This is a genomic window from Streptomyces sp. NBC_00249 (assembly GCF_026342355.1).
Lineage (GTDB): Bacteria > Actinomycetota > Actinomycetes > Streptomycetales > Streptomycetaceae > Streptomyces.
Window position 1 is genome coordinate 395,883 of sequence record NZ_JAPEMV010000007.1, and the last position, 12,360, is coordinate 408,242.

At 72.7% G+C, this 12,360-nt stretch carries 10 protein-coding genes; 9 read left to right on the plus strand and 1 reads right to left on the minus strand.

The window, feature by feature from the left end; all coding sequences use genetic code 11:
• The 8 genes from OOK31_RS29195 to OOK31_RS29230 all read left to right on the plus strand — a co-directional run bounded on the left by OOK31_RS29195 (position 1) and on the right by OOK31_RS29230 (position 9,768).
• A complete protein-coding gene (locus OOK31_RS29195) occupies positions 1-2,454 on the plus strand; it encodes a xanthine dehydrogenase family protein molybdopterin-binding subunit (protein ID WP_267090354.1) in 2,454 nt (817 codons plus the stop codon).
• Entirely contained in the window at positions 2,451-3,275 is an 825-nt protein-coding gene (locus OOK31_RS29200; protein WP_267090355.1) for a xanthine dehydrogenase family protein subunit M, read from the plus strand. Before OOK31_RS29195 ends, OOK31_RS29200 begins: the two co-directional genes overlap by 4 nt.
• A gap of 39 nt (positions 3,276-3,314) precedes the next feature.
• Complete coding sequence (locus OOK31_RS29205) at positions 3,315-4,592, plus strand: MFS transporter (protein ID WP_267090356.1); 1,278 nt, start codon at positions 3,315-3,317, stop codon at positions 4,590-4,592.
• Entirely contained in the window at positions 4,589-6,124 is a 1,536-nt protein-coding gene (locus OOK31_RS29210; RefSeq protein WP_267090357.1) for an ATP-binding protein, read from the plus strand. Before OOK31_RS29205 ends, OOK31_RS29210 begins: the two co-directional genes overlap by 4 nt.
• A gap of 10 nt (positions 6,125-6,134) precedes the next feature.
• Positions 6,135-6,476 carry a nuclear transport factor 2 family protein gene (locus tag OOK31_RS29215; protein WP_267090358.1) on the plus strand — a complete coding sequence of 114 codons (342 nt, stop codon included), beginning with the start codon at positions 6,135-6,137 and terminating at the stop codon, positions 6,474-6,476.
• 83 nt (positions 6,477-6,559) lie between these two features.
• Positions 6,560-7,201, plus strand: coding sequence for a TMEM175 family protein (locus OOK31_RS29220; protein WP_267090359.1), 642 nt, complete (start codon positions 6,560-6,562; stop codon positions 7,199-7,201).
• A 75-nt stretch (positions 7,202-7,276) separates the two neighbouring features.
• Positions 7,277-8,566: a transposase gene (locus OOK31_RS29225; RefSeq protein WP_267090360.1), complete on the plus strand. Its 1,290-nt coding sequence runs from the start codon at positions 7,277-7,279 to the stop codon at positions 8,564-8,566.
• Positions 8,566-9,768: an XdhC family protein gene (locus tag OOK31_RS29230; protein WP_267090361.1), complete on the plus strand. Its 1,203-nt coding sequence runs from the start codon at positions 8,566-8,568 to the stop codon at positions 9,766-9,768. Before OOK31_RS29225 ends, OOK31_RS29230 begins: the two co-directional genes overlap by 1 nt.
• Here the strand turns inward: OOK31_RS29230 and OOK31_RS29235 are convergent.
• On the minus strand, positions 9,699-10,067 hold the full coding sequence (locus tag OOK31_RS29235; RefSeq protein ID WP_267090362.1) for a hypothetical protein: 369 nt from the start codon (positions 10,065-10,067) through the stop codon (positions 9,699-9,701). The genes OOK31_RS29230 and OOK31_RS29235 overlap by 70 nt on opposite strands.
• Before the next feature lie 220 nt (positions 10,068-10,287).
• Between OOK31_RS29235 and OOK31_RS29240 the strand changes: the two genes are divergently transcribed.
• Entirely contained in the window at positions 10,288-11,730 is a 1,443-nt protein-coding gene (locus OOK31_RS29240; RefSeq protein ID WP_267090363.1) for a GuaB1 family IMP dehydrogenase-related protein, read from the plus strand.
• Positions 11,731-12,360: the final 630 nt, after the last annotated feature.

Here is a 12,360-nt window from a genome sequence, read left to right on the forward strand (position 1 = left end):
ATGACCGCAGTGACGGGGGAGACCGCCGTGACGCAGGAGGCCACGGCGACGGAAGAAGCCGGGGCGACGCAGGAGACGGCGCAGCACACCGTGCTCGGCCTGCCGCTGGACATCCGCGAGGACCCGCAGCTGCTGCGCGGCGAGGCCACGTACGTCGCCGACATCGACCTGCCGCACACCGCGCACATGGCCATCCTCGGCAGCCCGGTGGCCCACGCGAAGATCCTCTCCATCGAGACGAAGGCCGCCGAGCAGCTCCCCGGCGTCCTGAAGGTGGCCACGGCCGCCGACTTCGCCGACGTGATGCCGCTGCCCTGCATCTGGATCCCCGGCGGAGTCGAGAGCCACTTCCCGCCCCACCCCTACGGACTTCCCGGCGCCCGCCCCGTGCTGACCGGCGACACCGTCCGGCACGTCGGCGACCCGATCGCTGTCGTCGTCGCCGAGACCCCGCGCCAGGCCGCCGCCGCGCTCGCCGCCATCTCCGTCGAGTACGAGCCGCTGCCCGTGGTCACCCGGGCCGAGGAGGCCCTCGCCGAAGGCGCGCCCCAGCTCCACGAAGCCGTACCCGGCAACCTGAACGCGTACTGGACCTGCGGCGACAAGGACCGCACCGACGCGGCCATCGCCGAGGCCGAGGTCACCGTCGAGCTCGACCTCGTCAACCAGCGCACCATCAACAGCCCCATCGAGCCCCGCGGAGCGGTCGGCGACTACAACCGGGCCACCGGCGAGTACACCCTCTACGCCTCCACCCAGGGCCCCCACAACCACCGCTTCCTGCTCTCCGCGCTGGTGCTCGGCATCCCCTTCAACAAGCTCCGGGTGATCGCCCCCACCGTCGGCGGCAGCTTCGGCACCAAGGGCTACCTCTACCCCGACATGGCGCTCGTCCTGCTGCTGTCCAAGGCGCTGGGCCGGCCCGTGAAATGGGTCGACACCCGCACCGGCCTGATGAACTCCACCGTCCAGGGCCGCGACCACCGCCAGCACGTCACCCTCGCCGGCACCCGCGACGGCCGCATCACCGGCCTGCGCGCCACCAGCTACGCCAACCTCGGCGCGTACCCCTCCACCATCGGCCCCGGCGTCGCCACCGCCCTGATGGGCCGCTCCATCAGCGGCATGTACGACATCGGCGCCGCCTTCTGCGAGGTCTACGCCGTCTTCACCAACACCGTCTCGCTCGGCGCCCAGCGCGGCAGCGGGCGCGCCGAGGCGGCCTTCCTGATGGAACGCCTCGTCGACCGGTACGCCTCCGAGATCGGCATGGACCCGGCGGCCGTCCGCCGCAAGAACCTGGTGCCGAAGGAGAAGTTCCCCTACGACAACGGTCTGGGCTGGACCTACGACTCCGGGAACTACGAGCTGAACTTCGACAAGGCCATCGCCCTGTCGGGCTACGCCGACATGCCCGCCCGCAAGGCCGAGGCCCGCACCCGCGGCAAGCGGCTCGGCGTCGGCATCGCCACCTACGTCGCGATCTGCGGGGTCGGCCCCTCCACCCGGATGTCCAAGGAGGGCATGCTCGGCGGCACCTGGGAGAGCGCGAACATCCGCGTCCACCCGACCGGCGAGGTCACCGTCACCGTCGGCTCCGCCTCCACCGGCCAGAGCCACGGCACGGTCTTCGCGCAGGTCGCCGCCGACGAGCTCGGCATCGACCCCGCGCAGGTCCAGGTCTTCGAGGGCGACACGCAGAAGGCCCCGTACGGGCAGGGCACCTACGGCTCCCGCTCCTACAGCATGGCCGCGCCCGCCGTCGCCCTCACCGCCCGCAAGATCAAGGCCAAACTGGTCAGGGCCGCCGCCGTCTTCCTGGGCATCCCCGAGGACAAGGTGGTCTACGAGGGCGGCGCCGTCCACGAGGCGGGCAACCCGGAGAACGCCAAGACCTTCTCCGAGCTGGCCATGGCCATGTGGTACGGCTGGGGCCTGCCCCCCGAGATCGAGCCGGCCCTCGACGAGACCACCCACTTCGACCCGCCGGACTTCAACTACCCCTTCGGTACGCACGTCGCGGTCGTCGAGGTCGACGAACTGACCGGCGAGACCGAGGTGGTGGCCTACACCGCCGTCGACGACGCCGGGAACATCGGCAACCCGAAGATCGTCCACGGGCAGATCGAGGGCAGCATCGTCCACGGCCTCGGCCAGGCCCTCATGGAGGCCGCCGAGTACGACGAGAACGGCATCCTCGTCAGCCGCGACCTGGGCCACTACGCCCTGCCGCGCGCCGCCGACGCGCCCTTCTTCACCATCGACAAGACCGTCACGCCCTCCCCGCACAACCCGCTCGGCGCCAAGGGCGCGGGCGAGATCGCCACCGTCCCGCCCGCCGCGGCCGTGGTCAACGCGGTCGTCGACGCCCTGTCCGACCTGGGCGTCCGGCACATCGACATGCCGCTCACCCCCGAGAAGGTCTGGCGCCACCTGAGAGGAGGGGACCGGTGATCCTCACCGAGTTCACCTACGTCCGGCCCGCCGCCCTCGACGAGGCCCTGGCCATGCTCGGCTCCGGCCCCGGCGCCCGCGTCCTGGCCGGCGGCCAGAGCCTGCTGCCCGCCCTGCGCGCCGGCGAGGAACGGGCCCGGCTGCTGATCGACGTGCGCCACCTGGAGGAGCTGCGGGGCGTCACCCGCACCGGCGACGGCATCCGGATCGGCGCCCTCACCACCCTCGCCGAACTCGCCGCGCACCCGCTGGTGCTCGCCGGGGCACCCGAACTGGCCGCCGCGGCCCGCGCCAACGGCGACCCCCAGGTCCGCAACCTCGGCACCGTCGGCGGCAACCTCGCCGTCACCGGGCGGCCCACCGACCTGCCCGTCGCCGCCCTCGCCGCCGGCGCCGCGGTCGAACTGGCCGGCCCCGCGGGGCGGTCCACCGTCACCGCCGAGGACCTCGCCGCCACCGGAGTGCCCGGCCCGGCCGTGGTCACCGCCCTGCTCGTCCCCGCCGCGGGACCCGCCGCCGCCTTCGAGAAGACGGCCGACCGGGCCACCCGCTACCCGCTGTGCGCCGCCGCCGTACGGATCACCGCCGAAGGACCGCGGATCGCGGTCACCGGAGCCACCCCCCGAGCCCTGCGCCTGCGCGGGGTCGAGGAGCGGCTGCGCGGCGGCCCGTGGACCACGCGCGACGTGCTCGCGGCCTTCCGAGCCGAGCCCCGGGAGCTGTTCGTCCCCGGGCGCGGCACCTCGGCCGAATACCTGGGCCACCTCGCGGGCGTACTGACCGCCCGCGCGCTGGAACGGGCGGCCCGGATCACCGCCTGAGCGCCCGCGAGGGCCCCCGGGAGGAGTGGAGTAGACGCAGTGGCCGAACCGACCGAGAACACGACCACCACGACCACCACGACCACGGGAGACGCCGTGCACCCAGCCGCCCGCGCGGCCGGCACGCCCAGACCGTCCGGATTCTGGGTGGTGGGCGCGGTCCTCGTCCTGCTGATGCTCTCCTCCTCCGTCCCCTCCGCCCTCTACGTGCTCTACCAGGAGCGGTGGGACCTGTCCTCGGGCGCCGTCACCGTCGTCTTCGCCCTCTACGCCGTCACCGTGCTCGCCGGACTGCTGCTGTTCGGCTCCCTCTCGGACACCCTGGGACGCCGCCCCGTCCTGGGGGCCGGGCTGGTCCTGGCGATCGTCTCCATGGGCCTGTTCGCCGCGGCCGACGGACTCGGGCTGCTGCTCGCCGCCCGTGCCGTGCAGGGGCTGGCGGTCGGCCTGGCCACCGGGGCCATGGGCGCGGCCCTGCTCGAACTCACCCCGCGCTCACGGCCCGCGCTCGGCGCCCAGGTCAACAGCGCCGGCCCGACCGTGGGCATCGGCCTCGGCGGCATCGGGGCCGGACTGCTCGTCCAGTACGCGCCCGCGCCGACCGTCCTCAGCTACCTGCTGCTGGTCGGAGCCTTCGCGCTCGCGCTGGTCGGGGTCGTCCGGATGAGTGAGAGCGCTCCCGGAGCCGACGGCCGGCTCCGGGTGGTCCCGCACCGGATCCGGGTGCCGGCCGCCGTGCGCGGGCGGTTCGCGGTGCTCGCGCTGACCATCGTGGCCGTCTGGGCCGTGGGCGGCTTCTACCTCTCGCTCGGGCCGCACCTGGCCCTGTCCCTGCTCCGCAGCACCAACTACCTCGTCGGCGGGGCCACCGTGGCCCTGCTCGCCGGCGCCGCCACCGCCGCCCAGCTGCTCCTGGGCCGCACCGAGGCCCTGCGCACCGCCGTCCTGGGCCTGCTCGGACTGCTCGCCGGGCTCGCCCTGGTGCTGCTCGCCCTGGGCCTGGGCTCGGCGCCCGTCTTCCTCGTCGCCACCGCCGTCCTCGGCGGCGGCTGGGGCGCCGCCTTCCTCGGCGCCTTCCGCGCGCTCAGCTCCCTCGCCGAACCGGCCCACCGCGGCGAACTGACCGCCGCCGTCTACGTCTTCGCGTACCTCGCCATGAGCGTCCCGGCGGTCCTCGCCGGACTGCTGACCAACATCCACGGCCTCCAGCGCACCTCGGTCGGCTTCATGGCCGCCGTCGCCGCGGTCTGCGCGCTGGCCCTGTTCACGACCCTGCGGCTGGCCTCCCGCACCAGGGCCGAGGGGAGCACACCGTGACCGACGCGGGCCCGCACGCGGGCACACTGCGCTCCGCCCTGCACGGGCTGGAGCTCTTCGCCGCCCTCACCGACGACCAGCTGGACTGGCTCGTCTCGGTCTCGCGGCCGAGGGTCCTCGCCGACGGGGAGGTGCTCTTCCGCGACGGCGAGGAGGCCACCGGCTTCCACGTCCTGCTCTCGGGAGGACTCGTCGTCACCAAGGTCGTCGACGGCCGCGAGGAGGTCCTCACCCGGCACTCCACCGAGGAGGAGAGCGCCGCCTCGGAGGAACACGACGGCAAACCCTCCGCCGCCCACCGCTTCACCGGGGAGCTGCCGCTGCTGACCGAGGGCTCCTACGTGGCCACCGCGGCCGCGAGCGGACCCTCGACCACGGTGGTGGCCTACTCCCGCGAGGTGTTCTTCGAGATGCTGACCCGCTGCCACGGGGTGGCGGCCGTCCTGCTGCCCGTCCTGGCGTGGCGGATCAAGTCCTCCGAGGTCCAGGCCCGCAAACGGGCCACCGTCGAGGCGCTGGGCACCCTGGCCGCCGGGCTCGCGCACGAGCTGAACAACCCGGCCGCCGCCGTGGCCCGCGCCGCGCAGGAGCTCGTCCCCGCCCTGGAACGGCTGACCGGCACCGCCTACGCGTGGGGCGCGGCCGCCTCCGGCGCGGAGCGCGCCGTACTGGACACCCTCACCGGGGAACTGGACAAGCTGGCGCCGCCCGAGACCACCGACCCCCTCGCCATGGCGGACGCCGAGGAGGAGATCGCCGACTGGGCCGAGGAGGCCGGCGCGCGGCAGAGCGGACTCCTCGGCTCCGGAGCCTCCGACCTGGGCCTGGAGCTGGGCTGGCTGCTGGACCGGCTGGAAGGGGTGGGCCCGGCCGCGCTGCCCGCCGCCCTCGACCACCTCGCGGCGCTGCTGGAAGCCCGCTCGCTGGCCGCCGAGCTGCGGGCGGCCGGTCCCCGGATCTCCCAACTGGTCGCGGCCACACGGGATTACGCCAATCTCGACCGGGCCCCCGAGCAGCGCTTCTCCGTGACGGACGGCCTGGAGAACACCCTGGTCGTGCTGCGGTCCAAGCTCTCCGGCATCACCGTCGTCCGCGCCTACGACCCCGGCCTGCCCGAACTGACGGGCTATCCAGGGGAGTTGAACCAGGTGTGGACCAACCTGGTCGACAACGCGGCCGAGGCGATGGAGGGTTCCGGCGTCCTCACCCTGCGGGCCCGCCCCGAGGGCGTCTGCATGGTCGTGGAGATCACCGACACCGGCCGGGGCATCCCCGAGGACGTGCTGCCCCGCATCTTCGAACCCTTCTACACCACCAAGGACGTGGGGAAGGGCACGGGCCTGGGGCTGCACCTCAGCTACCGGATCGTGACCCAGCGCCACCAGGGGTCGATCACGGCCCGCTCCCGTCCGGGCGAGACCCGGATGGTCGTCCGGCTGCCCCTCGCGCCGGCCGTCGCCGGCTGCGCGGACCCCGACGGCACAGACACCACCACCAGCGGCGTCGCAGGCGGCGCCGCCAGCGACCGATAGGGAGTCGAACATGGCCAAGTACGACATCGCCAAGCTGCACCCCGTCTTCGTCCGGCAGATGGAGGCCCTGGCCGCCCTGGACATCGAGGCGGTGATGAAGAACTACACCGACGACGCCGTCCTGCTGCGCTTCGAAGGGGTTTCCGTCGGCATCGAGGCCGTTCGCGAGACGTTCACCGGATATCTCACGGTGAAGCCCACGCTGGTCGAACTCCAGGAGTACATCGAGACGGAGGACACCATCTTCTACCGGGCGATCATGAACCTGAACGGCGAGCCGGAGCACGCGTTCGGGACACTCGTCGTCCGCGATGGCCGAATCTGGCGCCAGACTGCCGGGTTCGGCGGCTGACGGCCTATTCGTGGGTAGCGTGTGCGGGGAAGGCGGGGGAAACGCCTTCCCCGCACACGTAATCGAACGGTGAAGGGGAGGTCATGGAACAGGAAACCAACAGGGTCGAGGCGTTCAGCGACGGCGTATTCGCCATCGTGATCACCATCCTGGTGCTGGAATTAAAGGTTCCGGAGGAACAGGGCACCGCGCTGTGGCACGGACTCCGGGAACAATGGCCGCACTACGCGGCCTATCTCGTCAGCTTCCTCATCATTGGCGTGATGTGGGTGAACCACCACACGATCTTCAGCCACCTCAAGCGGGTGGACCGGCCGCTGTTGTTCCTGAATCTCCTGGTGCTGATGGTGGTGTCGGTGATTCCGTACACGACCAACGTCCTGGCGGAGCACCTCACCGACGACGAATCGGCCAACGTCGCCGCGATCCTCTACAGCGCGTGGACCGTCGTGTACGCTCTCGCCTTCCTGGCCTTCTGGTGGTACGTCACCAAGGTCGGCCACCTCTTCCACGAAACCGTGGACAAGGACGGGGCCCGGGCCACCAGGGTGCGATTCGGACTGGGCGCGGTCGCCTACCCCTTGACCGTGATCCTGTCCTTCTTCTCCGCTCCTCTCACTCTCGTCGCACACTTCCTGATCGCGCTCTACTATGCGGCGAACCAGATCCCGATCCCACTCGTGGTAGAGGAGGAGCGGCTCGAATCTGCAAGCGACCTCAGGTAGTAGCCGCAGGGGCCTACGGCCGTTCTGGACGGTCAAGTAGGGTCAAGGATCTAAGTGGTCGCGGGGGAGGCCCAGATGGCTCGCGTAGTCCTGCCGGAGGATTCCACGAAGGAAATCTCCGAATTGATCGACGTACTGATCTCGCTGTTCTTCGAATCCTTACCCCGGCGGGACCAGCGAAACTGGGCCCGCGTTTATCTGAACGGCCTCGTGCGGACCAGCGGGAAGAAAACAATCCGTAACATCGCCGGAACAGGGGCCAGTTCCGTCGAGCAGAGCCTCCAGCAGTTCATCAGCAAGTCCCCGTGGGACTGGACCCCCGTACGCCGGTCCCTCGCCCAGCACCTGGAGCGCACCGCGCAACGCCCCCTCGCCTGGGTGGTGCAGCCCATGGTCATCGAGAAGGCCGGCGACCGTTCCGTCGGCGTCGGCCGGCAGTTCGTCCCCCAGCTCGGCCGCACCGCCAACTGTCAGCAGGCCGGAGGCATCTGGCTCGCCTCCAGCGAAGCGAGCTTCCCCGTCGAATGGACCCTCACCCTCCCCGGGCCCTGGACCAGCGAACTGCTGCGCCGCCGACGGGCCGGCATACCCGACACCGCACGCTCCCTGACCCCCGCCCAGGACGCCGTGCACGCCGTACAGCGCATGGCGGCGACCTGGCAGCTCCAGCGCCGGCCCGTCGTCATGGAGGTCTCCAACACCGACCTCCCGCAGACCATCGAGGCCTTCGCCCTCCAGGACATCCCCTTCGTCCTCAAGGTGGACGGCACCCTGCCCGTCTCCTTCGGCGGCGCCGGCCGCCACAAGCCGGGGCCGCACACCGCCCCCGCACGCGAACTGATCGACTCGCTGCGCTCCCAGCGCAGGGTCGTCGAATGGACCCGGCACGGCCGCGCCGAGGGAGCGGTGACCCTGCTCACCTCCGCCGGCATCCTCGCCACCCCCAGCGAGGACCGCCCCGTGCCCGTCCCGCCGACCCCGCTGCTGCTGGTGGGCGCCTGGAGCGAAGCCGCCCTGCTGCCCTCCGAGTTCTGGATCACCAACATCGGCGACCGGCCGCTCGCCCAGCTCTTCCTGCTGGCCAAACTCACCGACCGGGTCTCCCTGGACTTCACCGAGACCTGCGAACCGGTCGGCATCCGTGACTTCGAGGGCCGCTCCTTCCGCGGCTGGCACCACCACGCCACCCTCGCCAGCGTGGCCCACGCCGCCCGGCTGCTGAGCGCCGGCGGCAGCACCGACCCGGTGAGCCCGGTCACCCCCGGCCGCTACCGGGGCCCCCTCGCACCCGCCCGGCCGCCCGCCGTCCTGCCGCCGAGACCGCTCATCCCCGGTCAGTCCGCGCGCCGCGAGTACATCCGCTGATGCTCGACATCGCCGCCCCGCTGCGGACCTGGTGCGCCGAGCGCCGCGCGTTCGCGCTCGCCACCGTCGTCGCCGTCAGCGGCAGCGCCCCGCGCGGACCGGGCGCCTCCCTCGCCGTCGACGCCGGGGGCACCGCACTCGGCTCCCTCTCCGGGGGCTGCGTGGAATCCGCCGTGCACGAACTGTGCCTGGAGGCCATCGCCTCCGGCGAGGGCGGCGTGCACCGCTTCGGGTACAGCGCCGACGACGCCTTCGCGGTCGGGCTGACCTGCGGCGGAGTCCTGGACGTGCTGGTGACCCCGGTACGCGGACAGGACCCCGTGCGGCCCGTGCTCCGCTCGGTCCTGGACGCCGCCGCCACCGGCGCCCGGGCCGCGCTGGCCCGGGTCGTCTCCGGCCCGCCCCGCCAGCTCGGCCGGGCCCTCGCCGTCCACGCCGACGGCACCTGGGAAGGCGGCCTCGACGGCGGCGAGGCCCTCGACCGGGCCGCCGCCGGCCGCGTCAGGGCCCTGCTGCTCGCCGGCCGCACCGGCACCGCCGAACTCGGCACCGCCGGCGGCCTGTGCGGGCAGCCCCTGACCCTGCTGGTCGAATCCGCAGCCGAACCGCCCCGGCTGCTCGTCTACGGGGCCGTCGACTTCGCCTCCGCCCTCGCCCGCATCGGCGCCTTCCTCGGACACCGCGTCACCGTCTGCGACGCCCGGCCCGTCTTCGCGACCCCCGAGCGGTTCCCCGGCGCCGACGAGGTGGTCGTCGACTGGCCGCACCGGCACCTGGCCGCGGAACGGGACGCCGGGCGCCTGGACACCCGTACGGCCGTGTGCGTCCTCACCCACGACGCCAAGTTCGACGTACCGCTGCTGACGCTGGCGCTCGGGCTGCCGCTGGCCTACGTCGGAGCCATGGGATCGCGGCGCACCCACGAGGAACGCACCGCGCGACTACGGGCCGAGGGGGTGCCGGAGGCCGCCCTGGCCCGGCTCAGATCCCCCATCGGCCTCGACCTGGGCGGGCGCACCCCCGAGGAGACGGCCCTGGCCATCGCCGCCGAGTTCACCGCCGTCCGCCACGGCGGCTCCGTCCTCCCGCTGGCCGGCGGGTGCGGCCCCGTCCACCGGCCCGACGGGAGCGTTCAGCCCATCCGCGCCTTCACGTGGTCGATGACCTCCCGGAACTCCCGGCTCGGCGAGAAGTCCACGTAGTCCACGTCCGTCAGGGCCAGCGGGACGTGCCCCGGCGCCCAGTAGAAGGCCTGGCCCGCCTCGTACACCTCGTCCCCGGACGCCGTACGCATCTTCAGCCGGCCCTTGAGGAGATAACCCCAGTGCGGGCACTGGCACCGGTCGTCCGGCTGCCCCTTGACCGCCTCCGTGAGGTCCGTACCCTCCGGCAAGTGGACGAAGGCCACGGTCAGGTCGCCGCCGATCTCCTTCATCCGCAGTTCCACGCCGCCGCCCTCCAGGGCGACGGGGGTCTCTTCCCGCGTGATCGCTGCCGACATGGTTCCTCGTCTCATCAAGGGGACCCCCTTCCACCAGTCTCGGCCGGACCGCCGATCCCCGCCGCCGGGACCAAGGTCCCGTAGGAAGCCACCACACGGCCCGGTATGTCCTGGACGATCGGCCCGGGCGGCGTAAACCCCCGGACATGGGAGAATGAAGTACGTGCGTTTCCTCGGCTGACCCGTCGAGGTACCTCCGATCGACTGGGATGTTCAGCACGTGCGTTTCCTCAATGACTCGAAGCCGCCGTACGACCTGACGTACGACGATGTGTTCATGGTGCCGAGCCGCTCCGCGGTCGGCTCCCGGCAGGGCGTCGACCTCTCCTCGCCCGACGGCACCGGCACCACCATTCCGCTCGTCGTGGCGAACATGACCGCCATCGCGGGCCGCCGGATGGCCGAGACCGTCGCCCGCCGCGGTGGAATCGTCGTCATCCCCCAGGACATTCCGATCGAGGTCGTCACCGACGTCATCTCCTGGGTGAAGACCCGCCACCTCGTGCTCGACACCCCGATCACGCTGGCGCCCACCCAGACCGTCGCCGACGCGCTGTCCCTGCTGCCCAAGCGCGCCCACGGCGCCGGGATCGTCGTCGACGGCGAGGGCCGCCCCGTCGGCGTCGTCACCGACCACGACCTCACCGGCGTCGACCGCTTCACCCAGCTCTCCGAGGTCATGTCGAGGGAGCTCCTGCTCATCGACGCCGACATCGACCCCCGCGAGGCCTTCAACCAGCTCGACGCCGGCCACCGCAAGCTGGCCCCGGCCGTCGACAAGGACGGCAAGCTCGTCGGCATCCTGACCCGCAAGGGCGCGCTGCGCGCGACGCTGTACACCCCCGCGGTCGACGCCAACGGCAAGCTGCGCATCGCCGCGGCCGTCGGCATCAACGGCGACTTCGTGCAGAAGGCCAAGCAGCTCCTCGACGCGGGCGTCGACACGCTCGTCATCGACACCGCGCACGGCCACCAGGAATCGATGATCAACGCGATCAAGGCCGTCCGCGCGCTGGACCCGAACGTCCCGATCGTCGCCGGCAACATCGTCGCCGCCGAGGGCGTCAAGGACCTCATCGACGCCGGCGCCGACATCATCAAGGTCGGTGTGGGCCCCGGCGCCATGTGCACCACCCGCATGATGACCGGCGTGGGCCGCCCGCAGTTCTCCGCGGTGCTGGAGTGCGCGGCCGAGGCGAAGAAGTACGGCAAGCACGTGTGGGCCGACGGCGGCGTCCGCCACCCGCGCGACGTGGCGATGGCGCTGGCCGCCGGTGCGGCCAACGTCATGATCGGCTCCTGGTTCGCCGGGACCTACGAGTCCCCGGGCGACCTCCAGCAGTCCGCCGACGGCCGCCTGTACAAGGAGTCCTTCGGCATGGCCTCCGCGCGCGCGGTGCAGAACCGCACGTCGGAGGAGTCGGCGTACGACCGGGCCCGCAAGGGGCTGTTCGAGGAGGGCATCTCCACCTCGCGCATGTTCCTCGACCCGGCGCGGCCGGGCGTCGAGGACCTGATCGACTCGATCATCGCGGGCGTCCGCTCCTCGTGCACCTACGCCGGGGCCGGGTCCCTCGCGGAGTTCGAGGAGAAGGCCGTGGTCGGCATCCAGTCCGCCGCCGGCTACGCCGAGGGCAAGCCCCTCCACGCCAGCTGGAGCTAGTCCCCTCCCACGTGGCCCCGGCCCCCGTCCCACCCGGACGAGGCCGGGGCCACGCGCATTCCGGCCGCGCCGGCCTTTCCGGGCTCTGCCCGGGCCCGCGCCTCAATCGCCGGCGGGGCTGGGTTTGGCTGGGCCCGGGCCTGCGCGTCCGCCGACGGCGGGGCCGAAGCGGGCTGCGCCGGCTTTTCCGGGCTCTGCCCGGGCCCGTGCCTCAAACGCCGGCGGGGCTGGATTTGGCTGAGCCCGGATGTGAGCCTTGCCGCCGGAGGGGCTGGACTGGTCCGGCCTCTCAGCCTCGCCGGCGTTTGAGGCGCGGGGTCCGGGCGGAGCCCGGGGAACGGTGGAAGGGCGGGTAGGGGACAGCCCCGCGCAGCGGCACCCGCGCCACTGCGCGCACCTGGGCACCGGTGCGGCCCGGGCATGCTGCGGCCCCGCGTACCTCGAGGCCCCGTGCACCCGTGCACCCGCGCCCCGTGCACCCGCGCCGCCCCGCGTACGCGCACCCCCGCACCCGGCCCGGCCCGCCCCGCGTCAGGCGCGGCCTGAGTGGTTCGGGGACCGGTGCCCCTACCCCCGCGCGGCCGGCGCTGCGGCCGTTCGACCGTTCGGCGTGGCGGGGGGACCGGTCGG

Bases quoted from the DNA above. Each gene is read 5' to 3' on its own strand.
- OOK31_RS29225 (WP_267090360.1), top strand. From the start codon at position 7,277: ATGGCTCGCGTAGTCCTGCCGGAGGATTCCACGAAGGAAATCTCCGAA.
- OOK31_RS29230 (WP_267090361.1), top strand. From the start codon at position 8,566: ATGCTCGACATCGCCGCCCCGCTGCGGACCTGGTGCGCCGAGCGCCGC.
- OOK31_RS29220 (WP_267090359.1), top strand. From the start codon at position 6,560: ATGGAACAGGAAACCAACAGGGTCGAGGCGTTCAGCGACGGCGTATTC.
- OOK31_RS29195 (WP_267090354.1), top strand. From the start codon at position 1: ATGACCGCAGTGACGGGGGAGACCGCCGTGACGCAGGAGGCCACGGCG.
- OOK31_RS29235 (WP_267090362.1), bottom strand. From the start codon at position 10,067: ATGTCGGCAGCGATCACGCGGGAAGAGACCCCCGTCGCCCTGGAGGGC.
- OOK31_RS29215 (WP_267090358.1), top strand. From the start codon at position 6,135: ATGGCCAAGTACGACATCGCCAAGCTGCACCCCGTCTTCGTCCGGCAG.